The sequence below is a fragment of the Saprospiraceae bacterium genome, from assembly GCA_016715965.1.
GTDB lineage: Bacteria > Bacteroidota > Bacteroidia > Chitinophagales > Saprospiraceae > Vicinibacter.
On sequence record JADJXG010000001.1, the window covers coordinates 2453941 to 2478821 of the forward strand.

Here is a 24881-nt window from a genome sequence, read left to right on the forward strand (position 1 = left end):
AAGGGCAAAGCTAAGATCAGGAAACAATAGATACTTTATCGCATAAAAGTAGGAATTTTATGCAGACAAATCACCTTCAAAAATCAGTTGTACCCCTTTTCCGGGAGCTGTTTGGATTAAAACTTTACCTCCGATGTCTTCTATTCTTCTTTTAATATTGCCCAATCCGTTACCTCCACCATGAACGATATCAGCTTCCATGCCAATTCCATCATCCTTAATTTCAAGGATGTAATGCAATCCTTCTAGTTGAAAGGAAACTGTGATTTCATTTGCTTTGCTGTACTTTCTGGCATTGTGAAGGGCTTCTTTGAGCGATAGGTATAGGTTTCTTCTTACTTCAGGTTCGATGGAAAGCTCCGGCACTTCCCTTGGAAATTGAATGATGTATCGCATGCTAGCTCCTTCCATATATTGGACAATGTGCTTGGAAATATATTGGAGCAGCGAATTGAGATTGTCTCTCTCCGGATTGGAAGACCAAATAATTTCTCCCAGCTTATTGACCGTCTCTCTGGCAAGAGTAGTCATTTTTTCAAGAGGCTTCAGATCAACTCCAGAGGCTGTAGATTTTGCAAGAAAACTTTCAGCCAGCCAGCTGATTTTGGTGAGTCCAGAACTAATGTCATCGTGAATGTCTTGTGATATTTTGCTTCTCACCTGTGCTTTTTCCCTTTGTTTTTCAGATAGGATCAATTGATCCTGGGTATTCTTTAAATCCAACAGTGTTTGTGACAACTGATCATTTTTGGTCGCCAACTGATGATTGCTATCTGCGATCTGTTTATTGAGGGTGGCAAGTTGGAAATTTGATTTTTTTGGTTGGTATAGTTTCTATAAATGAAAAGGGTGGAGATCAAAAGCAATGCAATCCCAATGCCAAAATACAATCTTTCGTTTCGCTTCTTTTCCACAGCGAGCCGGTCCAATTCTATTTGTTTGTCTTTAAGCAGAACTTCTCTTTCTGTGGTCAGACGCTCCAATTCGCGTTTGACATCCAGGCTGTTCATAGAATCTTTTGCCTGCATAAATAGAATTTGGTTTTTATAGGCATTTTCATAATTGTTTTCTGCTGCATATATTTTGGATAGCTCCTGGGCAAAAAAATAAATCCTTTTCCAATCATTCACTTTAAGGGCCATTTCGGCGGCAGAGTTCATGTAACTTACGGCTTTGTTGTAGAGTTCATTGCGTTTTCCAGGTATCAGCCTTAGATTGGAATCCTGGCTGTGATATTTTAAGTAACTCATGAAATAGGAAGAACCAATATTGCCTTTAGTGCTGCAAATCCATTCATAATTTTGATCGGCTTCAGAAAGTTGAAGAGCTCGCTCCAGTAGTTGTAAGGCTTCTTGGTAGTTACCTCTTTCCATATAGATGGTGCTCATATTGGACAGGTTTCTTGCAACACTGGTTCCATTTCCCAAAGTCTCATATATTTCGATGGCTTTTTGGTAGGCTTCCAATGCAGCTTCTTTCTTGTTCTGATCTGAATAAATATTGGCTAGATTTCCAAGCACCAATCCTACTCCATCCAGATCACCAATTGATTGAAAGGCCTGCATGGCCAGACTATCGTAATGCAAGGCCTTTTCAAAGTCAAGTTGCTCCATATAAACGCTACCAATGGACAAATTTTGATTGGCAATCCCCTGCTGATTTCCCAATTCTTCAAATATTTTAAGTGCATCAAAAAAGTATCCAAGGGATAAAGCAAATTTCCCAACGGTTTGATTCAAATTTCCCAGATTGCCATATATATTGGCAAGCCCGGTTAAGTGTTTGTTTGCTTAAAATGGTCTAAGGCAAGATTGTATTCCGCCGAAGCATTTTCATAATCACCCAGGATAATATGGTAAATACCTAAGCAGTTGTGTGACTGACCCATTTCATCCTTCAATTGTAATTCTTCAGCGATGGAGAGCGCTTTTCTGGCATATTCATTTAGTTTTGCGGATCAATTTCAATGTATCCAAAGGCGATTTTATTGAATAGACTTGCCCTTTTCGCTGGATCATTTTCCGCTTCGGCGATTTTGGACAGGGAGTCTAGTTTTTGCTGTTGGGAACTCTGGGAAAACAGGGAATTACTTATTGCCAGTCCGATGCAAATTCCGCTGATAAAAAACTTCAAATAATTTTGAATGGAGTTCATCTGTTTACCTTGGAAAAAGTTTGTTGAGCGCTTCTACTTTGGAATGTACCTGCAATTTTTCGTATATCTTGCGCAGATAAGTGCGCACTGTTTCAATGCTGATAAATAGACTGTCTGCGATTTCCTGATAACTGAGACCTTTGGCCAGCGCATGCACAATTTCTTGTTCCCTCGTAGTTAATTCATTGAGCAGGTTTTGATTTTGATGGGTCCGATTAAAACTGCTCACCACCAATCTGGCGATTTCTGGTGACATGGGTGATCCTCCTGAATAGATTTCTTTGACGGCCTGAATAAGTTGGTCTGGTTTGGCTGTTTTTAAAATATAACCGGATGCACCTGCACAAAGAGAATCAAAAGTCCGGGTAGCATCGTTGTGAGAGGTACACATGAGATATTGTATATCTGGTCTTTTTGCTTTGGCCTGTCGTACCGCCTGAATGCCGTCCATTCCACCAATCAGACTGATGTCCATCAACACCACATCGACCATCAAACGGTCAATTTCTTTTAACAATTCTTCAGCGCGCTCATACGATCGTATGCACAATATTTCTCCTGTTGCAGGCAATAACTCCACCATGGAATCTCTGATATCCTGATCGTCTTCGACGATAACCACTCTGATGAATTTTGCGGCAGCCATAAATTTATTGATGCGAAATTAGAAAAATTATCGATTGGTATGAAAATTTATACGCTTTGTCCAATATGATCCGCAATGATCACCAGAATCGATTGCAGCAAAATGCAGCCATCCAAAATTCCATAATGATAATATGATAGCTTTCGAATCTTTGAATTCCGTATCGCAACAAGTCCAACGATCATCGATACAGCAATCGCCACTCCAATTCCATATGTTTGGTGAATTGCATCATTGATGATTGAAAGCATGAATACCAAAATTAAAATGAGTGAAGATAGCTGAATGGCTTTTTGTTCGCCAACCAGGGTAGGAATGGTTTTTATTCCTGCCAAACGATCTGCTTTTAAATCCCGAATATCAAAAGGTATGGTAATTGCTAATACAAACAGAAAACGCATGATCCAAATGGACATTAGCTGGATGGATGTAAAGTCACTCTTTGAAAAAACTACGGGTAGTATAACAGTTGTACATGACCATACCCAAGCAATAAGAAATATTTTCAGATAGGGCAAATTTCTCAATCTAAAAGCAAAATGACTGTTTATTTTGATTGGGAAAGAATAGAGGTAGGTTACAATGGCCAATGGTATTACGAAAATAAACACTTCAATTTTTACCAGTAGCAATGATACAATGATTCCTGCAACTGCTGCAGTATTGATGACTTTGAATAAAAATAAGTTGTTTTTTACCCAAATATGATTTTCAGATTCCAGAGATTCTTTGGGTTTAATTAGATTGGCTATCCTGTTTAGATTGTACACGAAAATGGTAGAGAAAAATACCAGAAACAAATAAGGATGAAATTCAATTGGTAAACCCAATTGGCTTTGCGTTTGTAGAGTGGCTAGTGTGGCCGTTATTGCAATGAAAAGTCTTGATTGGATCAAAAAATGGAAAAAATTCACTTTTGTAATTTATTGTAAGATTGGTTTTGCAATCCTGTGCGTTTGATAAAAACCATTTTCTTGAAACGGATTGGATGCCCTGTATTTTTTCATTAAAATGTCCTTAATGCAATTCATTTGGATTAAATCGATTTTATAAATTGGACGATCTAAGGAAATGATTGGATTTATTCAAATTTGACTCTTTTTATTTTTTGCACTTTTCCATAAGTCAGACTGCGCCAGATCCACTCCACAGGACCGTAATTAAAAAATTTCAACCAAATGTTACTCAACACAACCTGAAGAGCAAATATTCCTACGCCCAAAACGGTAAAATAGATCGGACCGATCTGGCCAGAATATCCCAGACCTGCACCAAAGAAAATTGACAAGGCAATGACAGTTTGCAGCATATAATTGCTGAAAGCCATTTTGCCAGCAGGCTGCAGAATTCCTAGTATTTTCTTTCCATACTTTGTCTCGAAAAGCAGCATCAGGATTCCCACGTAAGCGAGCGCCAATGGAACTACCCCAAGGGCATATACAACAGTCTGATAAAATCCGTTGATTTTTAAATCCCAATAGTCGGACATATGGTTTTGCATATAGTATGCAAGGTAATAATTGGCAGGTAATCCTAGACCGAGGCCAATTCCTATGATCCAAAACACAGTGCGCTTGTTTTCTTGCAACTGGTTGTAAAAGTTGGATCTCCCGATAAGGTATCCAATTAAAAACACACCAAGGACTTTAGAAATTCTGCTTACAAAGATTAGATATCCATATCGAAAAAAAATCCGGCAAGATTGGCTTTGAACAAATCCCACCATCCTGCAGTTTTTTCCCATTCCTGATAGGCTTCATTGGAGTTAATTCCAGTCAGTTGTTCTGACAATTTTTCTCCGACAGAAAAAAAGAGGCCGGCAGGTGCATTGAGCCAGGACCATTGGGCTTTGGCTGCATACAACACAATTGGGGATAAAATTAAAAATGCTGCAATAATCAATAAGGTTTTATTGGAAAATCGCCTGAGTGGCAATAGAAGAAATGCCAACAGGCCATAAAAAAATACGATGTCTCCGGGCCAAAGCATCAAATGAATAGCACCCAAAAGCAGCATAAAGGCAAGTCTCCGTCGGATCAAAGGAATTGGATCAAGGCCATTGCTTTCTCCACGGTATATTTGAAGTGCAATTCCCCAACCAAAGAGCAGACTAAAAATCGAATAAAATTTACCTTCGAGAAAAATATGATGTAAAAAAAGCATTTGCCGATCCCATTCTGGGATTAAAAACGGACCTGTTTCAGTTGACTCTGGATTGTAGCCACTAAAACCAGTACCAAGATTGGCAATAAAAATACCAAGAATGGCAAATCCACGAAGGGCATCCATGAAGTGAATTCTGTCATTTTCTTTGGTCGATGAAAACGAATGAGGTGATAAAGGATTCATAAAATCTGATATTTCAGGATGACCAGACCCGACGAATAAGTTTTTTGGTCAAAGAGCTTCAGCTGAATTCTTTCTGGAATGTCTTTAAACAGGTGTTTGCCTGCTCCTAACAAAAGAGGGTGAACCGCAAGGTGAATTTCATCGATCAGTTTTAAATTCATTAGAGATTTTGTCAATTCTGCTCCACCAAACATCCATATATTTTTCCCTGGTTTGATTTTTATTTCATGGACTGCTTTCGAAATATCTCCAGAAATCAAATGATAGCCTTCTTTTACCGTGGTCAGGGTATTGGAAAAAACGTATTCTTCCATTTTGGGTAAATCCATCCCAGCGGAATCCATGCCTTGCATCAATTCGTATGATTTTCTTCCCAGAAATACGGCATCAACACCCGAAAAAATTCAGACATTCCATAATCCTGGTCTGTAAAACACCAATCGTATTCCCCATTTGGACCTTCGATAAATCCATCCAAACTGACTGCGAGACTTAGAATTACTTTGCGCATAGAATTGATATTTTCATTGATTTGTTGAGAATTGTAAAGCCTATGATAGACATGTTTTTATTTTTAATAAGAGACAGGTATTTGCATTAGTTTGAATGATTGAGTTTTTCATCCAGAAAATGAATGGTTCGCTGCCAGGCCAGTTCGGCTGCTTCTTTGTCAAAACGAGGAGTGCTGTCATTGTGAAACCCATGGTTTACTTTTGGATAAATAAAGGATGTGTAAGGGATTTTATGTTCTTTTAAAGCTTGTTCATAAGAAGTCCAGGTTTCATTTACGCGAGTATCCAATTCTGCAAAATGCAATAAAAGTGTGGATTTTATTTTTGCAACTTCTTCCAGGGGAGGAGCTCCACCATAAAATGGAACGGCTGCATTAAGTTGTGGAATTCTACAAGCCATCATATTGGAAACCCAGCCTCCGAAACAAAATCCCATCGCGGCCGCCCGACCATTGCATTTTTTTAATTTTATCAAGTAATCATACGCAGCGATAAAATCTTCCAGGATTTCAAAGCGATCTCTTTTGCTCTGCATGGCTCTTCCTTCATCGTCATTGCCCGGATATCCTCCCATGGGGCTGAGGGCATCCGGAGCCAAGGCGACAAAACCTGCCACCGCAGCTCTTCTGGCAACATCTTCGATATAGGGATTCAAACCTCTGTTTTCATGGACAACTACAATTCCTCCAACTTTCCGCCTGTTTTTTTTTGGTTGGCACAATAGCGCCTTTATAGACCCTCCTCCATTGGGCGAGGGATATTGGATGTAGTCTGAGTGGATTCGTTGGTCATCAGCTGCCACCTGGATTGCATTCTTGTAATCCGGCATCAGCAGATTCAATAGGGTAGGGAGGCTCAGCCCACCAACCGCATATACAGATAGTTTCTGCATAAAATCCCGGCGGTCGATTTTTTGGTGTGCATATTCATCATACAAATCAAAAATTTCCTGCGGGATAAGATTGTTATTCATTGAGTTTGAATTTCATGGCATTCCGATGTCTCAAAAATAAGAAATTCAAACCAGATGGCTATGTGAAAAATCATGGCAATGCGATGTATGATCGCATACTCAGGTGCTCGATTCCAAAAATTTGGCAGACCTACGATCCAAACCAAAGTTTCGAACCTGCATATTGTGCCATTGCATTAAAAGAAGACCTGATAATTTAGATCAGCCCTGCATCAGATCAAATCGATCGAGGTTCATGACCTTTGTCCACGCTGCAACAAAATTCTCCACAAACTTTGTTTTTGCATCGGAACATGCATATACTTCCGCAATTGCCCTGAGTTCGGAATTAGACCCAAAGATTAAATCAACACGGGATGCTTTCCATTTGAGCGCTCCTGAGGAGCGGTCAAAACCCTCAAACTCTTCCTTTGAATCCGAAGTCGCTTTCCAGCTTGTATTCATATCCAATAAATTCACAAAGAAATCATTGGTTAGAACTTCGGGAGTATGTGTGAGCACACCCAAATTTGAATGATCGTAATTTGCATTCAGAACGCGCATCCCACCAACCAATACCGTCATTTCCGGTGCAGTCAGATTTAATAAATTTGCTTTGTCGAGCAACAGCTCTTCTGCAGAAACAGAAAATTTATTTTTGAGATAGTTTCGAAATCCATCGGCCTTAGGCTCCAATGGGGAGAATGAATCAACATCGGTTTGTTCCTGATTTGCATCCATGCGACCGGGTGTAAAAGGAACGGTGATTGTATGTCCGGCATTCTTTGCGGCCTGTTCGACACCAACACATCCAGCCAGAACAATCAAATCGGCCAAGGAGATTTTTTTACCATCCTGTTGAGATTGATTGAAATTATTCTGAATGGTTTCTAAAGTCTCAAGAACTTTCGAAAGTTGGGCCGTATTATTTACCTTCCAGTATTTCTGAGGAGCCAGGCGAATCCGGGCTCCATTGGCACCTCCTCGCTTGTCAGAACCCCGAAAAGTGGAGGCAGATGCCCAAGCAGTTACCACCAGTTGGGATATGGCTATTCCTGATTCAATAATTTTTGATTTTAAAAGATGAATATCCCGTTCATTTATCAAAGGGTGATTGACAGCAGGGATAGGATCCTGCCAGATCAACTCCTCTTTTGGAACCTCCGGTCCCAGATACCTTTGCAATGGGCCCATGTCGCGATGAGTGAGTTTAAACCATGCTCTACCAAATGCATCTGCAAATTGATCCGGGTGATCCAAAAATCTTCTTGAGATTTTCTCATAAGCCGGATCAAACCGGAGGGCTAGGTCAGTGGTTAGCATGATGGGTGTGTGTCTGATGCTTGGGTCATGAGCATCTGGCACCGTGTTCTCACCCATCCCGTGTTTGGGTTTCCATTGGTGAGCTCCGGCCGGGCTTTTCGTTAGTTCCCATTCATAGCCGAATAGATTCCAGAAAAAATTATTGCTCCACTTGGTAGGAGTGGTCGTCCATGCTCCTTCAAGCCCACTGGTAATGGTATGGAATCCATGGCCTTTTCCCAAAGTATTTTTCCAACCAAATCCCTGTTCTTCTATGCCTGCTGCTTCGGGTTCTGGTCCCACAAATTTGCTGGGATCGCCGGCACCATGGGTCTTGCCAAAGGTATGTCCGCCCGCAATCAAAGCAACCGTTTCCTCATCGTTCATGGCCATTCTGGCAAATGTCTCACGGATGTCTTTTGCGGCAGCTATGGGGTCAGGATTGCCATTGGGTCCTTCCGGATTTACATAGATCAATCCCATTTGAACAGCTGCCAGGGGGTTTTCAAGATTTCGATCTCCCTTATGTCTCTGATCATCCAGCCATTTACTTTCAGAACCCCAGTATACAGATTCCTCAGGTTCCCATACGTCTTCACGTCCACCCGCAAAACCAAATGTTTTAAATCCCATAGACTCTAGCGCAACATTTCCCGCAAGAATCATCAGGTCTGCCCAAGATATTTTATTGCCATACTTTTGTTTGATGGGCCAAAGCAACCTCCTTGCTTTGTCTAAATTGACATTATCCGGCCAGCTGTTTAGTGGCGCAAACCGCTGTTGTCCACTACCTGCACCTCCTCTGCCATCACCAATGCGATAAGTCCCCGCACTGTGCCAGGCCATCCTAATAAAAAATGGACCATAATGACCATAATCTGCTGGCCACCAGTCCTGGGAGTCAGTCATTAAAGCGTGAAGGTCCTCCTTTAGGGCGTTATAATCCAGACGACTGAATGCTTCTTTGTAATTAAAATTATCACCCATTGGGTTTGAGAGCTTGGAATGCTGTCTCAGAATATTTAACTTCAATTGGTTGGGCCACCAGTCGCTGTTTTTGGTACCATGTGAATTTGTGCTGTGATTTGTTGTTGCCCCCGTTACCGGGCATTTACTCATGTCTCCTGATTTGTTTTCCATTTGTTATGTCATTTTAGGATTTAACAAGCTAAAATTCCAATGGTTTGAAGTGGGAGGATTAAATGACGACTTATTGATTGAAGTCATCATTTTTAATAATATTGATTATTTTTTTAGATCAATTGACTATATAATCTCCAGAATGGATGGTTTGGGTATATTTTTTTAAAATTCAAAATGAATTCCAATAGGATAGTTTGCCTGATGTTGAGTAAAATTTTCTTCATAGATAGGTTTTAAGTGGTCGAAAGTATTTTAAAATAGGCACTAACATACGAGATTACACTGAGGTTAATACGCACAAAACTCCATTTATAACGCCAACTTTAAATCGAAGTTTTATATTAATCTAAAAATTATTAATAAACCCCGTAAATTGCCCTTATGAACACGTCTCTATTTATAATCAGAGAAGGGCAATGTTACGAGGTCATAACCTCCGGTTGTGTACGTAACGGCAAGTGCTTAGAATGCGAAGATGGTAACACTCCTTTTCGCTACGAAATCTATGCACCTTGCGAGTCCTGTGGAAATTGCGAAGAATAGTAACAAGTAGTACACAAAGGAGTCTATGTAGTATGCTTATGCTACTATGGCTCCATTTGGTTTAAGTTTTGCAAGTATTTAGTAAACTTACCTAACATTATTTAAAATTAACCAATTTTCTTATTAAGGATGTGATTGATTAGTGTTTCAAAATCAATTCCTCCAATATCTGATGCATCCATCTGGATTGATAGATTGTTTTCAGCCTTTTTTAATAGAGCTTCATATTCTTCCCATGTATCTGCTGCTAAAAGTAAAGAAGTATTTATAAGCGTCTCTATTAAAACATCTGTTTCTTCAAGTGATTCTACTAGTTTAGTTGCTATAAGAAATTTCTTAGTGGGATATTCCTTTCCTATTAAAAGTCTCATACTATGTATTTTTGAAAGAGCTATGGCTCCAATTTCTTCCATATGTGAATTAATATCTGATTCTTTCCATCCTTGCAATCTGCAAATAGATTTTATAAATAAATCCAGTACTTCGTGTTTATCTATCATTTGGCAATTAGTGTTTCGTATTTTAATCTTTTGTCAAAAGCACCTTTTATTATCGTTACAATCTTTCCGCTAAGATCTGACTTTCTGTGATTATACTTGAAAGCAAATTCATCTGCATACTTACCTAAATGTTTTGGCTGTATCCTTCCGCTATACGTGCTTATCCATCCTCTTTTAAAGTGACTCCAAAAGTTTTCAATTGGGTTGCTTGAAAATCCATCTTCATTGATATATAAGCCTCTATTGTGGAATAACACTTCGTGATGATAGTCTTTACAAATTCCATCATAAGCGCACCATTCATCGGTAACTATTAGAGAATTTTCTTGTACTACCTCTCTGATAATTGGCTGTATAGTAGTAGCCTTTGTGTCTGGAACAACAAAACATTTCACCTCTTTATTGTTTTGCAGTATTCCAAATATTGGAGTTTTATCTTTATAACTCCTACCCTGAGAATGTTTTACTTTTTTGTCTCTGTGTCTGTTTTTGTTCTTACCACCTACGTATGTCTCATCCATGCAAATTATTCCGTTATCTGATTCAAAATAAGAATTGTTTTCCATTCCAAGTCTAATTTTGTGTAATAGATGCCATGCGCTTTTTTGAGTTATTCCTAATTCCTCAGCAAGTTGATAAGAACTAATACCTTTCTTGTCTATACTAAGTAAATAAATGGCTGCAAACCAAATAGTTAATGGAAGTTTAGATCCTTCAAATATAGACTTTGTTGCAACAGTAAAATACTTTCCAGTATTCTTGCATTTGTATTTTTTGCCCTTGCAATTGTAAACCTTAGATTCTTTATCAAAAGGTGAAATAGGTCCATTTTCCCATCTAACTTTTTCAAGAAATTCTATACAAGATTCTTCATTAGGAAATGCCTTAATGAAATCTAGTATGCTTTTAAATGGTTTTAATATCATAGCCTCAAAGATAAGACGATTATTACACTTGTGTAAACATAGACTTGTAATTAACATTTAATTAACAAAAGCTAAAATTATTTAAAAACTTGCAAGTCGGGTTATCTTTGATGTGTAGTAAGAAAGTAAGCAAGCGAAGATAGATTAAATCAAACTTCAAAAGCCCTTTCAAATGGAGCATTTTATCGCTTCTCTATTGGCTCACCTTGTAGCAGGTTTAATACTGCTGGTCATCAAGAAACCCGACTGCAAGTGTCGGTAATCAGGAGGCTTCGGCCTCCTTTTATTTTGGTATTGTTAATCATCCTACTGCAAAACGCTATCGGATTGATGATATGTTAAATAAAAAACGCCGAGTTCATCAGGCTCGGCGTAAATTAAAACTTGCCATAATTGCAACAGCTATTATATTAGCGTCACAAATATAACAAACCTTTCACGTTTAAAGATAAAATTTGGCCAGCAACAGTATTCATATGAATGATTCATATTATTTAAGCAGAAATGGTCGCTGCTACCTAGTAATCATCTCAGGATGTGTGAAAGGGAAAGGAATCAGTATAGTCTGCGAAGAAGAAGGGGAACTCTTCCGAATCGAAGTCGAAACAGATTGTGCGTCCTGTGAAACGTGTGAAGAATAGTAACACAACTACACAAAGAGGATTGGAGGAACTCATCACTCCTCCAATTCTTAGTTTTTAGTATCTCATAAAGTGATTGGATTTTTTATATACTATTTATTAAAATCTTATTAGTTTTGTGTATAAAATTATAGAAGTTGTTTAATCTTGATTTGTAATTTATAAATTTTTTGAATGCTACACTTTGTAAATAAAATTATCAGTAGAATACTTATTATTCCTACTGCTATACTTACACCAATCGGAACTTTGATTTATACTATACTGACCCTTATTACTTTTGGGCTTTACAGTAAGCTTATACACTGGATTAAAAACAAATTAGTATTTATAGTAATAGAATTTTCAAAGTTGTACGAAACAAATAATCTTGCATTACAAATTATATCAATTCTTGGATTACCTTTTGCCGCTTTAGGTTCTATCATAGTTTCACTTGTTGGCTATCATGGTGATTTTCCTAAAAGAACACGCGATATTATTATATTTGAATCCTTTCCCTTTGCAAAGTCTTTTAGTGACTATGCGAAAAATGAAATAGATTTAGAAGATATGGAATCAAATGCAATGAAAGCTATTAGTGATCTTATTAACTCTCCTGAAACAGTAAGCGAAAATATAGAACTCTATAGAGAAAATCCTCTAAATGGAGATAAAATAATTAAGTGGTAACAACTATTTTACGTAGAAGATTTACATATTAGCAATTCAAAAATCACAAAATGAATATTTGTCTTTTCAATATCAATTCAGTTAACAACCTTCCTCTGGGACACACTTTTAATTCTAACGCACCTAACCTTACATATGAGGTAAGTTTCAGGATTTTGGAAGAAGGTTTAATAGTTATTGTTGTTGATTTGTTTTATATAGACAATAATGCAATAGGTTCATTTACAACTTCAACAACTTGCTTTTTTAGTGGGATTCAAGTTTCAATGTTAAATGATAATTTGATACGCCAAATAATTACAAGGTTTGGAAACAATATATTACAAAATATTAGAGATTCTATTAATCTTCCTTTGCGAGTCGATGAAGCAATGGGGGAAGCAATTGATGATCAACAGTTACTCCGTATTGCTTCCAATGCCTTCTTTGAACAACGTGATCCAATCCATGATCTATTGCAGCCCATTTGTCGAGATCTTTAATAATATGATCTTTTAACTCTATTTCTGTGAGGTTATAAAGATATTCTTCACTAATCATGTTCCAAATGGAGTGTCTATACTCTCTGAATTTTTCTGAAGTCCTTCCAACTGGAATGAACGAAAAATGATAGTGTAAAAACAAGCTATTTTTCCAAATGTGGCTAACCTTTTAAACGCTTCTGACGCTTCACTTGGGTTTTCTATATAGGCCTCAAGTATTTGAATTTTGTAATCGTGCATTTTTTTAATTTTTTAATTTAATAAATAATATGAATGATAAAAATTTAGCTCTAAGGTGGATTGCTGTGTTTCTGTATTATTCTTCATCTTCGGGTTTTTGGGGTATAGTTTCTTTATAAAGGTGGTAGATGGACGACTCAAGAAAGCCAAGTCCGATCTTAGAAATTTGTATAACAGCCAAAATAACGAGTATCAGTTCCATAAGAAAGATTATTTAGATTTAAAAGTTGAAGTTTATTCAGGACTTGCTGATTTTAATTTCTTGTTTGCAAATGAAAACTCAGATGCACCTTCGCAGTTAATAAAACACGCACTTATATCAGCACAATACAATAAGCTGTGTTACGATTTATCAAACAAAGAGGAGTATATGACTTTTTGTCTAAGTCGTATTTCTATGGCAAGTTTTAAACTTCAAGAGATTCAGCATAACTCTGAAAGTTTTTCGGATGATATAGATTCGATAAAAGATCAAAAAGACATTCTTATTGAAACTATTGACGTAATATCAAATAGTACTGAACCTATAGTAAGAGATATGATATCTCATGTAAGAAGCTTAGTATTAAGACTTTAGATATCTAGTGTAATCTCGTATGTTAGTGCCTTAAAATATTTTAGTAGGCAATGAAAATCAAAAAACTATATTGGGTATTAAATTGTATGACTTGTAGTTAAAAATAGCCACATTCCAATTGTCCAATCTTCACACCAAAAGATCTCAATCCTATCTAAAGATGAATTGATCATCAAATGCTCAACAAGTTGAAATAGTTTGATTCATTCATTGGTATCTAATGTAGTATTCTATTTCGCCAAAGAGTATTGATTGTGTTCCAATGGTTTCAGGATAGATATCCATTGAAGGATTTACAATTTTACAATGGAGAAACATCTCATCCATTAATTTTAAAGTATTTGTATTTGTATCCAATTCAATTTTTAAAATCCAAACATGAGTCCAAATAGAACACTTCTAGGTATTCGAACTTTTTTGCCTCTGGTGGATCATTTCTTGAAACAATGTCGCTCATTCAGATCACATCATAAGATTGGATATTTAAAATTCAATTGATTCGTATTCTTTAATTGAATTTGGAGATCAATATTTTTTTTGTTAAGTTCATTTTCCTATCGAGCCAAATAACTTGCAAATAATAAATGCCTTCCGTCAAATTTCCAATGTCTATGCGGATGGATTGATTTGAAGTTTGAATGATATGGGCTGAATTTTGACCAATGGAATTAAAAAGATGGATACTCGTATTTTCCAAATCAGGATAAATATCGATGTTAAGACTAGAATGGTTCCAGTTTGTACCGACCTTGATTTGAAAAATTTCATTTGTTTTTTCATTCCTGTTGCTGCTGATCAATGAGTCCAAATGAAGTTTCATTAGAAAAGCAGAATCGGTTAATCCTGCCCCGATATTGTTTCCAACATTACCCGAAAGATAAACCTTGTCATCCACTATTGCCATATCCTGAAATGCCTCATCGGTCGAGGGGTTTCCCCAGGTCTGTTGGGAAATCAAGTTGCCGTCCAGGTCATATACCAATAGAACCGCATCAGATTTGTTTCCTGAACTGTATTCGATGGAGTTTGTTTGACCGGCTACCAACACATAGTAATCATTGACTGCGATGGCCCGGGCAGATTCAGTTGAGCTGCCTCCCCAAAGTTTGTACCACAAACTCCTCAGATTTTTATCAAATTTGGCAGTAAATATTTGCCAATTGTTTGCAACAGGGGTGCTGTACCCTGTTACATACAGATGAAGACCATCCGAAGTCATACCTAAGGCATTTTCTGCATTGATGTACGATTCCGATGTATTCCCGAAAAGTACAGAATCTATGATGGAGCCATTGGTTTTTGAAAATTTCCCCAGGAATGCACTGCCATCGTACACATTAAATATTCCTTTCCCTCCCCAAAGTCCCGAGGCAAAAATGAATTGATCATCCACTACAAAATGCCCATCCTGGTGTTCTGCTGTTCCGGGCATTCCAAGTGAATTTACCCAAATCGTGTTTCCGTTTAAATCCATTTTCCATAATCCAATATCGGTCATAAAATTTCCTGCTTCAATGACCTGTGACCAACCTCCACAGTAAATGTTCTCATCGTCAACAACAAGTCCATCCATTTCATCGTATCCGTTTTGTCCAAAGTCCATTTTCTTGTCCCAAATGATTCTGCCGGAAATTTTATCCACTTTTAGCAATAGCATGTCACAACTATTGACGGTCAATGGACAATGGCGCCCTCCGATATAAAGAAAAGAGTCCTTCACCTGACAAACGAAGTTTTGCTGGTTTCCGATTCCTCCATAGAATAATGGAGCAGGCCATAAATCCGTACCTTTTTCATCCAATTTTCGACAATATAGATCGAGTCCCATGCCAGAGCTGTTGCTGTTGAAAGGCCAATAGATATGACCCTCTGCATCCACTGAGACACCCCATCCTTCTGTTTTTTGGCCTGTCGCACTGGATTCGAATTTAATCCATTCCGGTACCAGGATTTTTTGAGCGACAGCTGTTTGGGCCAAGGTAAATAAGGCGTATACAACAGCCTGCATTACAGAATCATTTTTCCGAATTGACCGCATTTCATTTTCTTTTCTGTATTCAAAGCGATGCTTAAAGTTAGGAAAATATCAAATGCTTATTTAGATTAAAATTTAATTGTTCAGATTCACCCGTCTTTTATCATACAGATGCACTGTCAAAACTGAACCGTCCCTTGCGTTCATTTGATGTATGAATCGAATGCCAATGATTGGTTCGGATTTACTTGAAAGGAACCATATATTCATTTTGCAAAAGAGATTTTTTTTTCTGTCAAATGATTGATTTGAAAACTGAAGTATGAATGGCTTAAAGTGATGAAGTGTACATTGACATCATGAGTATCCTTTTCGGATGGTAAAACCAGTATCCAAAAGCTGATCTATTGTTCTATTTCCTAAAGGGGTTCATCCACAAGTTAAGACCCTGAATGGATCATCATTAAATCTATTGGGTGGGAGAATATGGAGTTTTACGTGCCGGCTTTTCTTTGTATAAATACCAGCCACCAAAACACAGGATCAAACCCATAGCCATAAAACTCAAATGCATGGGTGGATAAAAAACCTGAATAAATAGTATTTGAAGACCAAGCCAGCCCAACAATATCATCCCTTGCAGGATGGTAAGCAGAAATGCCATTCTGTGTTTTATAAGAATGGCCAGCAATACGATCATACTGAAAAGGCCATTTGCAATAAATAAAACGATACCTGGCACCATATAATTGGCAAACGGACTATGTTGAAGATAACTTAATGGCAATTGAAGCAAACCACCGGTCGGATCTTTCATGAGTTGATATCCTCCAAAAAGCGCTCCCGTACCATTGACCAGCAAGACAACACTGCATAGGATAATGAGTAGCATTCTCATAAATGTATCGCTTGAAATTTAAAAAATATTGTCAGACTGTTCATCTAAGAGATCTTACAAATAAAGAAGTATGATCAGGTAAGAGATGGTATTCCCCAGTCCATGTGCCATCCATCCTGGAACAATGCTTCCATTGGCATACTTCTCTTTGAGATATCCAATGGTCCAAGCTGCAGAATACGAAAATAAGAATATGAAGACCAAAAAGAAAGTGGTGGTTTTTGCCATGAAGTAAAATAAAATCAAATGGACAAGACCAAACAAGGAAGCCTGAAGAATATTTCCATTTCTAAATCCAAACCGCTGGGTAAATTGCCTGGCCAAAAATCCCCGGAAGAATATTTCTTCTGAAAGGGAAGTCTTAAAGAGAGCTATGATCAAAAGCACCAAAAGGGTGATTGGATTTACTCCCATGGCTTTTAGTTTACCTGTTACGCTGGGCGGATGCAATAAGGTTTGTTGAATGTCTTCGTCCATAAAAATAACACCCATTCCTGCCATAAGGAATAAGAAGGCACTGGCCAAAATATAGCCAATGGAATTACCGCTGGGTTTGTAAAGACCAATGTAATTCCAGAAGGAGCTGGTCCTGTTGGTTCCAAAATAATAGAATAAATAGGGTGCCGCTGAAAAAACCACCAGTTGAAGAATGGTGGAGATGATTTCGTTGATTAATTCAGTCATAAGAGCATCAGGATTGTCTGTAACTTAATTAATTGGGTGTTTCTTTTCCATATTTCAAATGGAGGATGGGTGAAGATGGATTTTGAGGAAATTGGGCAATGAACAGATCATCGTATTGTTGATCTTTTATCTTTATTTGAAATTGTTGATTGCTGATGATATTCAAAAATTCAGGAAGGGTATTGGAATGCCCCACCAACAAGACCAGCTTACCGCGATTGGCTTCGTGGATCTCGTTCAATAATATTTCTATATTGGTCTCAGTAGAATATTCTTGTATTTGAATTCCCTTGGATTCGGCCAATGGCATTGCCGTGAGTCTGGTTCTCTGAAAAGCTGAAGAATAGATGCCATGGATGGGAAGATTGTTCAGCATTTTCGATAAAATTTTGGCTCGTTCTGTACCTTCCTTGCTCAGTATTGGATCTTTTCCTCCTAATTCTTTTTCGGCATGTCTGACCAACACAAAGGTGGTGGGATGCAAGTCAGAAATTTGACGATGGATCGTTTCCATGAGAAACGACGGTTTACTGGAAGGAGCATTGGATTGCACTCCATTCGGATGATTGGGACAGAACTCAAGTAAAACAAATAATCCCAGAATTGGAAAAATACCAGATGGAAACATAGGACAAAGTAACTGAGAATTTTTGAAAAGTCAAACAATGGATCTTTACTGCCACATCGAATACATAAAGCTTGTAACATGGTCTTTCAGAAACATAAAATAAAGTTGACAAGGCCTTATGATGAAATGGATGAGGCTAAGTGATCCATTCAGACAGGTTTGGAAAATTTCTGCTCAGCCTGACTCAAATCAAACCACTTAAAATAGCTCAGGCAATTGAGCTCAACAGGCTGGTTTTTTCTATTGATTTATTTCGAATTTAATGTCCTGGATAGTCAGGTATGTTAAGTCCAAGGTATATATTTCTTTCAGCCAGCCAAATTTCGTCTTTTTGAATCCATTGGACAATGCCACTTCCCGCCCTGTTTTCCATTCGCATTCTTTTCGTTGGGCTGAGCAAAGGATCATCATCAAATGTAATATCGTCGATGTAATACACATTGGCTAAATCAGGTTCTTTAACGCTTAGGTGGATATGCTCTGGTTCATCACGACTCGGATAGCTACCGGGCCGTATGGTATAGATGGAATATTTACCTTCCGCATTTGATTTAACCCAACCACGGATATATCCATGGGTTTGTCCCAATGCATTGGGTGTCATACTTCGCTTTTCGTTTGGCAGATGCAGATAGATACCTTCCGTATTCGTGTGATAGTAATAAACAACAACACCCTCAGCAGGAGTTTCACCGTCCGAACGATACACGGTACCAGTGAGTAAAATCTTTTGTCCATCAGACTGATTCCAGGCAGGGCTGGTGTCAATGTGAAAAACATGCTCAGGAAGTCCCAGGTACAAAAGGTCGCAACCTTCGCAAGGGCCACCGACTGTTTTAACTGAGTTTCCCTGACGATCCAATGATAAACTGGATGGGTTCTTTACGGGAGGGTTACAGTTGGATAACGCGAAGGAAACAAATGTAAAAAAAGTGATTCTAATTAATTGCTGCATGGTAAGAGAATGGGTGGGTTAAACTTTTCTGTCACTAGACTCTAATTTTAGAACAACATTGAAAATCATCTCCCAATATTTGTCGCAGGTGATGCTCTAAATGGATGACATAATCAATCATCAAAAAATTCAATAAGAGCCTCTTGCCATCAACAATTAATTCATGTTCGAAATGGCTGGATGGCAATAGTTTGATCAGGTCGAGAATATGTTGGTTGTATATATACCAAAAACGAATCAGGTTCGCCGGGTTCATTTGTTGGTAAGCATTTTTTTCTACCCAAAGGTCCTGATCATATCCGATTTCAGGGAGATGCTCCATCTGTGCCCTGACGATGCGATGGTGGTGGTGGCTTGCACTGTCGATCAAATGACCCAGGATTTGTTTTTTGCTCCATTTCTCAGGAGAAGTTTTTTCTTCTAATGTATCGGGCTTGATCTGATGCAATAGTTTTGGTACACAGCTTATCAGATCTTCAAGCCGGGAAATAGAGTTCTGGACGGGACGAAATTCATTGGATTGTGGTCGCTCCTGCTTAAGTGATTTGTTTTCAATTTGGTGCGAAAGATCCATTTTATTGATATGGTTGGAGAATATCTGTATTTTGATTAAACCGACAGTTGTCCTCTAAAACCCCTGGCTGCATAATAGGATTCTGCTCCATTGTGATAAATGAAAACCGCATGATATCTGCAGTCACCAAAAATGGCTCCTCCATGTTTTCGGATGGATTCAGGTGTTAGAAGCCAACTTGAAGTTTTTGTGTCAAAAGCCCCCAGCGTTTGAAGATGACGGTATTGAGTCTCGTCCAGCATTTGAATGCCCATTTCCTCAGCCATGCCCAAAGCACTACTTTGTGGACGGTTTTCTTTTCTGGACAACCAGGCCTCCGGATCATAACATACACTTCTGCGTCCTTTGGGAGATTGTTCCGAACAATCAAAAAAGATGCATTCACCTGTTTTCGAATCAGTGCCAACTACATCGGGTTCACCTCCGGTTCTTTCCATTTCGTAGAGAGACCATAACTTTTCAGGATGTTGATTAAGTCTTGTCAGGACTGTGGGCCAATCAACACCTTTGTGTCTGTTGGTGTTTTTTTCAAACCGGGTCTTAAGAATGGACAATATTTCCTGGGTTTGTTTTTTGTTTAATTCTCTTTTAATTTTTTTCATCTGTTGAAGATTTTATTTTGAGAAACCACCTTTAGAATCAAAACGAAGATAAATTCATTTCATTTTTTTAAAAGAAAATAATCTCAATTTTGACTTGAAAAAAAAAGCCCCGGAGGTCGGCCGGGGCAGAAATCTACTATCAGTCTCAGTGGTTTCTGAGTATAAAAAAAATAAGACTAGGTTCGCTTTTTGAATTTACTGAGCATGTGGTCTAGTTCAGCTTCATTAAAGACCATTACTTCTCTGGGTTTACTTCCCTCGCCTGAGCCGACAATACCAAGGGATTCCAATTGATCCATGATTCGTCCGGCCCGGTTGTAGCCTAGTTTTAGGCGCCTTTGAATCATGCTGGTGCTGCCGTGTTGACTCTGCACCACAAGCCTTGCAGCGTCTTCAAACATTTCATCGAGATCTTCACTGGACAAAAAGGATTCGCCCCCTTCCTGATCATCACCTTTGTATTCCGGAAGCAGATAGGGTGTGCCGTAAGATCGCTGCATGGATATTTGCTTAATGACTTTTTCTACTTCTGGAGTGTCCACAAAGGCGCACTGTAAGCGGATCATATCAGAACCTACACTATAGAGCATATCTCCCCGGCCAATCAATCGTTCTGCACCTCCGCAATCGAGAATGGTGCGAGAATCAATGTTGGAGGATACTTTGAAAGCCACCCTGCCAGGGAAGTTCGCTTTGATCAGACCTGTGATAATTTTGACCGAAGGTCTCTGGGTGGCAATAATCAGGTGAATTCCTACTGCACGGGCGAGTTGAGCAAGACGTCCAATCGGCATTTCCACTTCTTTGCCGGCTGTCATGATCAAATCTGCAAACTCATCAATGATCAGTACGATGTATGGAAGATACTTGTGTCCTTTCTCAGGGTTGAGACGACGATTGGTAAATTTGTCATTGTATTCCAGAATATTTCTGACCCTCGCGGCCTTTAACAACTCGTATCGCTGGTCCATTTCAATACACAGGGAATTAAGCGTGTAAATGACTTTAGAAGTATCGGTGATAATCGCTTCATCCTGATTGGGAAGTTGGGCCAGAAAGTGATTTTTGATTTCTGAGTAAATGGGTAATTCCACTTTTTTGGATCAATCAAAACCAACTTGACCTCAGAAGGATGTTTGCGGTACAGGATGGACATGAGGATGGTATTGATTCCAACGGATTTTCCCTGTCCTGTTGCCCCTGCGATCAGAAGGTGAGGCATTTTGGTGAGGTCAGCTACAACTACTTCGTTGGAGATATTTTTTCCCAAAGCGATGGGCAATTCCAATTTGGGATCGTTGAATCTGTCCGAACGCAATAGATCCTTCAATGCTACAGTTTGTTTGTTTTTATTCGCCACTTCAATGCCAATGGTACCTCTTCCAGGTATGGGCGCGATGATCCGAATGCCTTGTGCAGACAAGCTGAGGGCGATGTCATCCTCAAGACTTTTGATTCTGGAAATACGGACTCCGGGTGCGGGAACAATCTCATACAAGGTGACCGTCGGCCCAATGGTTGCTTTGATTTTCTGGATCTCTATTTTATAATTCTGCAAGGTGGCAATGATCTGATTTTTATTGGCTTCCAATTCGCTGCGGTCGATTTCAAATTTTTGATCAGAATAGTCATTGAGCAGCTCCAGTCCCGGCGTTTGATAGGCACTCAAATCAGCGCGATGATCGTAGGGCCCTGATTCAAACTCGCTCTCCCAGCTGTCCTCGTCAGGGAGGACAGACTGGAGTGGAGCGGAAAAGTCGCTTTGTTCTGGATCTTTGGTAGTAATCGGTTGGTAGGAATCTGTGGTAGTTTCTTCTATTTCCAGAGCGGGTCCAAAATCGGGTAACATCTCATCAGGCTTTATCCCAATCGTAGCAGCCAATCCACCGCTTTCTGCATAATCGCCAAAATCTACTTCAAGTTTACTTTCCGAAAAATTTCCGGAGGGATATGCAGATTGGATGGCTGATTCGCCTTCCCTGTCAGCCTGCCATTTAAATGCCTTGGACCAGTCCAGGAATGCATCGGTATCAGAAGTTCCAAAAGTCTGCAGCTGCAATCTTTGGAAACTGGGATTAAAGAACCAGATGACCATGGTCATCATGATAAAAATCAAAGCTACACCCAGACCGATTTCTCCGACATAAGTCGCCATGATGGCATTGGTTCTGGACCCGAAGGCACCTCCAAAGGGAAAGTGGTGATTGGAAAGACAGAAGTCCAGAATCATGGATAGCATGGCCATAATAAGCATGCTGTGGGTGCTGAAGCGAAGGAAAGAAAGCCATCCGCTTTTTTTGACAAAACGAAAGCCCAAATGAATAAAGAGGGGTATAAAGAGAAAGCTTGCGATTCCAAATCCATAGTAGAAAAAGAAGTGTGAAGTAAGGGCGCCCAATCTTCCCAGCCAGTTGCTGACTTCTGCCCCTGATTTGAGGAGCAAACTCCAGGAGAGTTGGAGCACCTTATCTTGATCTGCTTTCCAGGTATTGAGATAGGAGGTAAAAGAGAGAAACAAATAAATAGACGTCATAAATGAAAGCATGCCTGCGATTTTGGCAAATCGCTCATCTTTTAATTTATCGGACCAAAAAGAGGAAGCCCCTTTCTTTTTTGACTTTGACCTGGACATATGGGATAGTAGATTATGTATTAAATTCGACGCTAATGTATGACATTTTTAAATATTACAAATTATTATAATATATTTTTAGCTATAAAACATTATAATATATATTTTGTAAAATCATAATATGTATTTTATTTTTTATATATATATAATATGTAATGTGTAATTATAATATTAACATAAGTTTACCGCTTTCTTAAACCTCCTTTGACCGGATGGTTGTGACCGAAACGCTACCTTTGCAAATACTTAAAAAAGAATCAGGTGAATACCAAAAAAATTGTGATTGCAGGCGCAGGAGGCATAGGAAAAGCTGCCGGCTTGATGTTGGCGGAGATGAGAGACATGCCTTGTGAAATATTTATAGGCGATATTGACCATGAGCTCGCAGCCTCTGTTGCCCGGTGGATACAAGATGGGGCATCGGGACTGGTACAGGTTGAGCCTTTCTACCTAAATTCCACCGATCTCAATTCTCAGGTGGATTACATCTTAAGCGCTGCTGAGATCATTTTGGATTGCTTGCCTGGCGGACAGGCACCGGCCATGGCGGCTTTGGCATTGAAATACAAACTTCATTATATTAATCTGACGGAGTATGTTGCAGAAACCCAACAGATCACCAGAATGTGTGAAGACGCAGACACCGGATTTGTACTTCAGGCCGGCTTAGCTCCTGGTTTTATCAATATTTTGGCCCACAAACTGTACAATTCCTTTGTTGCAGAGCACCAAAACGAAAAAGTGGAGAAGATTTCGATGAAGGTTGGAGCCCTCACCCGTGTCGTCAAAGCCCCTCATTACTATGGGTTTACCTGGAGCCCCATTGGAGTAGCCACCGAATACCTCAAGGACACTGTTGCCATTCGGGGAGGTGAAAAAGTGAACATTCCTGCCTTGTCAGGCACCACCGAAATGATGATTGATGGGCTGTGCTACGAAGATGATTTTACTTCGGGAGGCGCCGCCGATTTACCGGACTTCTTCCTTGGTAAGACCAAGGAGCTCGATTATAAGACCATCCGTTATCCGGGTCATTTCAACTGGGTCAGACAACAGATTGCTACCATAGACCACAAGGATCCCAGACCGGAGTACAGCCTCTTGGAACTAATGCAAAAATCCATACCCCATGTGGAAGACGATCTCATCGTCATCTATGCATCCGTAGAAGGCTATGACCGCAAAGGCATCTTGAGGATCAAAGAAAAAAGCATGATCATCCATCCTAAGATGGTGGGTTCTCATAAACTCAAAGCCATACAGATCACCACCGCTGCCCCCATGCTGGAATGCGCGAGAATGCTTCTGACCGGAAATTACAAGGGTTCGGTACCTCAATCATCCATTGATCCGGAGGAGTTTATGAAAGGACCTTTTGTTCAGATGGCGTTTTTCAACAGCAAGAACCAAAGCCTGATCAATTCCTGAGTCAAGGTAAGGCAGAGCGCCATATCTATTTTTTAATGATATTTGGAAAAAAGAAAGCAGTGTTATACCTTTGCGTCTCCTTTTAAAAAAGGGTCCTATCAGATCTGTTAGCTCAGTCGGTAGAGCAACGGCCTTTTAAGCCGTGGGCCTTGGGTTCGAGTCCCAAACAGATCACTCAAAAGCCTTGTAAGTCATAGACTTGCAGGGCTTTTTAATTTTTTGCCACCCCGTTGGAGACCCTTGAGTTAAAAGCTAAACTATAAGTGATTAATATTTTGAAGTGTAATTTTCTCCTTTAAACTGTGTATGTTATACCTTTTTGAAAAGCTTTGAGCAATGCAAAAGCATATTCAATATCAACATTTAATTTCCGAGACCATTGTTTAGCTATAACAGATTTTGAAGCATTTTGTAAATTCAATTCTAAAAGATTTAAAACTCTTTCTGAGATAGCTTTAGATTTATCTAAATACAATCTTGCATTTCTTCCTAATACTTCTGCAGAAATAGTTGTTTGATCAAATGGTTCTTTACCTAAGGTATCATAGTGGATTTCCACAATTTCATCCCATTTTAGATTGTAATAATGCTCTATGATTTTTAAAATATCTGAAAGATCATTCTCTCTTTCTTCTGGTTGGTCGCTCCAAGCAATTCGTTTTAAAATGACCATCCCCTCTAAAGGTGGTATATTAGCAATTTTCTCTTCTATTTGCACATGCAAAGCTTCTTCCATAACTTCACGGAACCCAAGGATGACGTGGTCCAAGAAAATGGTACACAAATCAAATTTAGTTAAGAAATAGAAAGTTCAATTTATAACATGCAATTTATTGCAGCTGTAGTACTTAATTTCTAATTGATCT

The 24881-nt window shown here is 38.9% G+C and carries 24 protein-coding genes, 1 tRNA gene and 2 pseudogenes; 6 read left to right on the plus strand and 21 right to left on the minus strand.

What is annotated here, in order from left to right; translation table 11 throughout:
- Positions 1-57: 57 nt before the first annotated feature.
- The 8 genes and pseudogenes from IPM48_09145 to IPM48_09180 form a co-directional block, all read right to left on the minus strand.
- On the minus strand, positions 58-738 hold the full coding sequence (locus IPM48_09145) for a hypothetical protein (GenBank protein MBK9271755.1): 681 nt from the start codon (positions 736-738) through the stop codon (positions 58-60).
- On the minus strand, positions 714-1739 hold the full coding sequence (locus tag IPM48_09150) for a tetratricopeptide repeat protein (GenBank protein MBK9271756.1): 1026 nt from the start codon (positions 1737-1739) through the stop codon (positions 714-716). Before IPM48_09150 ends, IPM48_09145 begins: the two co-directional genes overlap by 25 nt.
- 419 nt (positions 1740-2158) lie before the next feature.
- Complete coding sequence (locus IPM48_09155; protein MBK9271757.1) at positions 2159-2800, minus strand: response regulator transcription factor; 642 nt, start codon at positions 2798-2800, stop codon at positions 2159-2161.
- Between the two features lie 47 nt (positions 2801-2847).
- Positions 2848-3630, minus strand: a complete 783-nt coding sequence (locus IPM48_09160) for a UbiA family prenyltransferase (GenBank protein MBK9271758.1) — start codon at positions 3628-3630, stop codon at positions 2848-2850.
- A 251-nt stretch (positions 3631-3881) separates the two neighbouring features.
- The gene (locus IPM48_09165; protein MBK9271759.1) at positions 3882-4436 is read right to left on the minus strand and encodes a DUF418 domain-containing protein; all 555 of its coding nucleotides are present in this window, start codon (positions 4434-4436) and stop codon (positions 3882-3884) included.
- Between the two features lie 32 nt (positions 4437-4468).
- Positions 4469-5149: a hypothetical protein gene (locus IPM48_09170; protein MBK9271760.1), complete on the minus strand. Its 681-nt coding sequence runs from the start codon at positions 5147-5149 to the stop codon at positions 4469-4471.
- Positions 5146-5660 (minus strand): annotated as a pseudogene (locus tag IPM48_09175) (dihydrofolate reductase). The gene IPM48_09170 and the pseudogene IPM48_09175 overlap by 4 nt, the downstream one beginning before the upstream one ends.
- An 86-nt stretch (positions 5661-5746) precedes the next feature.
- Positions 5747-6634 carry a dienelactone hydrolase family protein gene (locus IPM48_09180; GenBank protein ID MBK9271761.1) on the minus strand — a complete coding sequence of 296 codons (888 nt, stop codon included), beginning with the start codon at positions 6632-6634 and terminating at the stop codon, positions 5747-5749.
- Between the two features lie 14 nt (positions 6635-6648).
- On the opposite strand from IPM48_09180, the gene IPM48_09185 reads away from it, so the two are divergent.
- Positions 6649-6834 (plus strand): hypothetical protein, encoded by a 186-nt coding sequence (locus IPM48_09185; GenBank protein ID MBK9271762.1) that lies wholly within the window; start codon positions 6649-6651, stop codon positions 6832-6834.
- Position 6835: 1 nt separating this feature from the next.
- Here the strand turns inward: IPM48_09185 and katG are convergent, their stop codons facing one another.
- From katG to IPM48_09200, 3 genes are all read right to left on the minus strand, one after another.
- A complete protein-coding gene (katG, locus tag IPM48_09190; protein MBK9271763.1) occupies positions 6836-9055 on the minus strand; it encodes a catalase/peroxidase HPI in 2220 nt (739 codons plus the stop codon).
- A 653-nt stretch (positions 9056-9708) separates the two neighbouring features.
- Entirely contained in the window at positions 9709-10101 is a 393-nt protein-coding gene (locus IPM48_09195) for a hypothetical protein (GenBank protein ID MBK9271764.1), read from the minus strand.
- Positions 10098-11027, minus strand: a complete 930-nt coding sequence (locus IPM48_09200) for an IS1595 family transposase (protein MBK9271765.1) — start codon at positions 11025-11027, stop codon at positions 10098-10100. Before IPM48_09200 ends, IPM48_09195 begins: the two co-directional genes overlap by 4 nt.
- 815 nt (positions 11028-11842) lie before the next feature.
- Between IPM48_09200 and IPM48_09205 the strand changes: the two genes are divergently transcribed.
- Positions 11843-12340 (plus strand): hypothetical protein, encoded by a 498-nt coding sequence (locus tag IPM48_09205; GenBank protein MBK9271766.1) that lies wholly within the window; start codon positions 11843-11845, stop codon positions 12338-12340.
- Between the two features lie 50 nt (positions 12341-12390).
- Positions 12391-12822 carry a hypothetical protein gene (locus IPM48_09210; GenBank protein ID MBK9271767.1) on the plus strand — a complete coding sequence of 144 codons (432 nt, stop codon included), beginning with the start codon at positions 12391-12393 and terminating at the stop codon, positions 12820-12822.
- A 54-nt stretch (positions 12823-12876) separates the two neighbouring features.
- Here the strand turns inward: IPM48_09210 and IPM48_09215 are convergent, their stop codons facing one another.
- Complete coding sequence (locus IPM48_09215; GenBank protein MBK9271768.1) at positions 12877-13062, minus strand: hypothetical protein; 186 nt, start codon at positions 13060-13062, stop codon at positions 12877-12879.
- 97 nt (positions 13063-13159) lie between these two features.
- Between IPM48_09215 and IPM48_09220 the strand changes: the two genes are divergently transcribed.
- Positions 13160-13639: a hypothetical protein gene (locus IPM48_09220; protein ID MBK9271769.1), complete on the plus strand. Its 480-nt coding sequence runs from the start codon at positions 13160-13162 to the stop codon at positions 13637-13639.
- A gap of 508 nt (positions 13640-14147) precedes the next feature.
- On the opposite strand, the gene IPM48_09225 is transcribed toward IPM48_09220, so the two are convergent.
- From IPM48_09225 to IPM48_09260, 8 genes and pseudogenes are all read right to left on the minus strand, one after another.
- Positions 14148-15647 carry a T9SS type A sorting domain-containing protein gene (locus tag IPM48_09225; GenBank protein MBK9271770.1) on the minus strand — a complete coding sequence of 500 codons (1500 nt, stop codon included), beginning with the start codon at positions 15645-15647 and terminating at the stop codon, positions 14148-14150.
- Between the two features lie 436 nt (positions 15648-16083).
- Entirely contained in the window at positions 16084-16512 is a 429-nt protein-coding gene (locus IPM48_09230) for a hypothetical protein (protein MBK9271771.1), read from the minus strand.
- 54 nt (positions 16513-16566) lie between these two features.
- Positions 16567-17196: a CPBP family intramembrane metalloprotease gene (locus tag IPM48_09235; protein MBK9271772.1), complete on the minus strand. Its 630-nt coding sequence runs from the start codon at positions 17194-17196 to the stop codon at positions 16567-16569.
- Between the two features lie 28 nt (positions 17197-17224).
- Entirely contained in the window at positions 17225-17824 is a 600-nt protein-coding gene (locus tag IPM48_09240; protein ID MBK9271773.1) for a histidine phosphatase family protein, read from the minus strand.
- A 259-nt stretch (positions 17825-18083) separates the two neighbouring features.
- Positions 18084-18779 (minus strand): intradiol ring-cleavage dioxygenase, encoded by a 696-nt coding sequence (locus tag IPM48_09245; protein MBK9271774.1) that lies wholly within the window; start codon positions 18777-18779, stop codon positions 18084-18086.
- Between the two features lie 34 nt (positions 18780-18813).
- Complete coding sequence (locus IPM48_09250) at positions 18814-19353, minus strand: DinB family protein (protein MBK9271775.1); 540 nt, start codon at positions 19351-19353, stop codon at positions 18814-18816.
- Between the two features lie 35 nt (positions 19354-19388).
- On the minus strand, positions 19389-19955 hold the full coding sequence (locus IPM48_09255) for a DUF4256 domain-containing protein (protein MBK9271776.1): 567 nt from the start codon (positions 19953-19955) through the stop codon (positions 19389-19391).
- Positions 19956-20131: 176 nt separating this feature from the next.
- A pseudogene (locus tag IPM48_09260) lies at positions 20132-22587 on the minus strand (DNA translocase FtsK 4TM domain-containing protein).
- Between the two features lie 321 nt (positions 22588-22908).
- Here IPM48_09260 and IPM48_09265 point away from each other — a divergent pair.
- The gene (locus IPM48_09265) at positions 22909-24015 is read left to right on the plus strand and encodes a saccharopine dehydrogenase (GenBank protein ID MBK9271777.1); all 1107 of its coding nucleotides are present in this window, start codon (positions 22909-22911) and stop codon (positions 24013-24015) included.
- Between the two features lie 101 nt (positions 24016-24116).
- A tRNA-Lys gene (locus tag IPM48_09270) sits at positions 24117-24189 on the plus strand.
- Positions 24190-24310: 121 nt separating this feature from the next.
- Here IPM48_09270 and IPM48_09275 read toward each other — a convergent pair.
- Positions 24311-24751: a hypothetical protein gene (locus IPM48_09275; protein ID MBK9271778.1), complete on the minus strand. Its 441-nt coding sequence runs from the start codon at positions 24749-24751 to the stop codon at positions 24311-24313.
- Positions 24752-24881 lie beyond the last annotated feature (130 nt).

What these genes read in the sequence shown, in the direction of transcription:
- IPM48_09155 (MBK9271757.1), bottom strand. Translation starts at nt 2,800, where the DNA reads ATGGCTGCCGCAAAATTCATCAGAGTGGTTATCGTCGAAGACGATCAG.
- IPM48_09170 (MBK9271760.1), bottom strand. Translation starts at nt 5,149, where the DNA reads ATGAATCCTTTATCACCTCATTCGTTTTCATCGACCAAAGAAAATGAC.
- IPM48_09180 (MBK9271761.1), bottom strand. Translation starts at nt 6,634, where the DNA reads ATGAATAACAATCTTATCCCGCAGGAAATTTTTGATTTGTATGATGAA.
- IPM48_09185 (MBK9271762.1), top strand. Translation starts at nt 6,649, where the DNA reads ATGGCATTCCGATGTCTCAAAAATAAGAAATTCAAACCAGATGGCTAT.
- katG (MBK9271763.1), bottom strand. Translation starts at nt 9,055, where the DNA reads ATGGAAAACAAATCAGGAGACATGAGTAAATGCCCGGTAACGGGGGCA.
- IPM48_09195 (MBK9271764.1), bottom strand. Translation starts at nt 10,101, where the DNA reads ATGATAGATAAACACGAAGTACTGGATTTATTTATAAAATCTATTTGC.
- IPM48_09200 (MBK9271765.1), bottom strand. Translation starts at nt 11,027, where the DNA reads ATGATATTAAAACCATTTAAAAGCATACTAGATTTCATTAAGGCATTT.
- IPM48_09205 (MBK9271766.1), top strand. Translation starts at nt 11,843, where the DNA reads ATGCTACACTTTGTAAATAAAATTATCAGTAGAATACTTATTATTCCT.
- IPM48_09210 (MBK9271767.1), top strand. Translation starts at nt 12,391, where the DNA reads ATGAATATTTGTCTTTTCAATATCAATTCAGTTAACAACCTTCCTCTG.
- IPM48_09215 (MBK9271768.1), bottom strand. Translation starts at nt 13,062, where the DNA reads ATGCACGATTACAAAATTCAAATACTTGAGGCCTATATAGAAAACCCA.
- IPM48_09225 (MBK9271770.1), bottom strand. Translation starts at nt 15,647, where the DNA reads ATGCAGGCTGTTGTATACGCCTTATTTACCTTGGCCCAAACAGCTGTC.
- IPM48_09230 (MBK9271771.1), bottom strand. Translation starts at nt 16,512, where the DNA reads ATGAGAATGCTACTCATTATCCTATGCAGTGTTGTCTTGCTGGTCAAT.
- IPM48_09235 (MBK9271772.1), bottom strand. Translation starts at nt 17,196, where the DNA reads ATGACTGAATTAATCAACGAAATCATCTCCACCATTCTTCAACTGGTG.
- IPM48_09240 (MBK9271773.1), bottom strand. Translation starts at nt 17,824, where the DNA reads ATGTTTCCATCTGGTATTTTTCCAATTCTGGGATTATTTGTTTTACTT.
- IPM48_09245 (MBK9271774.1), bottom strand. Translation starts at nt 18,779, where the DNA reads ATGCAGCAATTAATTAGAATCACTTTTTTTACATTTGTTTCCTTCGCG.
- IPM48_09250 (MBK9271775.1), bottom strand. Translation starts at nt 19,353, where the DNA reads ATGGATCTTTCGCACCAAATTGAAAACAAATCACTTAAGCAGGAGCGA.
- IPM48_09255 (MBK9271776.1), bottom strand. Translation starts at nt 19,955, where the DNA reads ATGAAAAAAATTAAAAGAGAATTAAACAAAAAACAAACCCAGGAAATA.
- IPM48_09265 (MBK9271777.1), top strand. Translation starts at nt 22,909, where the DNA reads ATGTTGGCGGAGATGAGAGACATGCCTTGTGAAATATTTATAGGCGAT.
- IPM48_09275 (MBK9271778.1), bottom strand. Translation starts at nt 24,751, where the DNA reads ATGGAAGAAGCTTTGCATGTGCAAATAGAAGAGAAAATTGCTAATATA.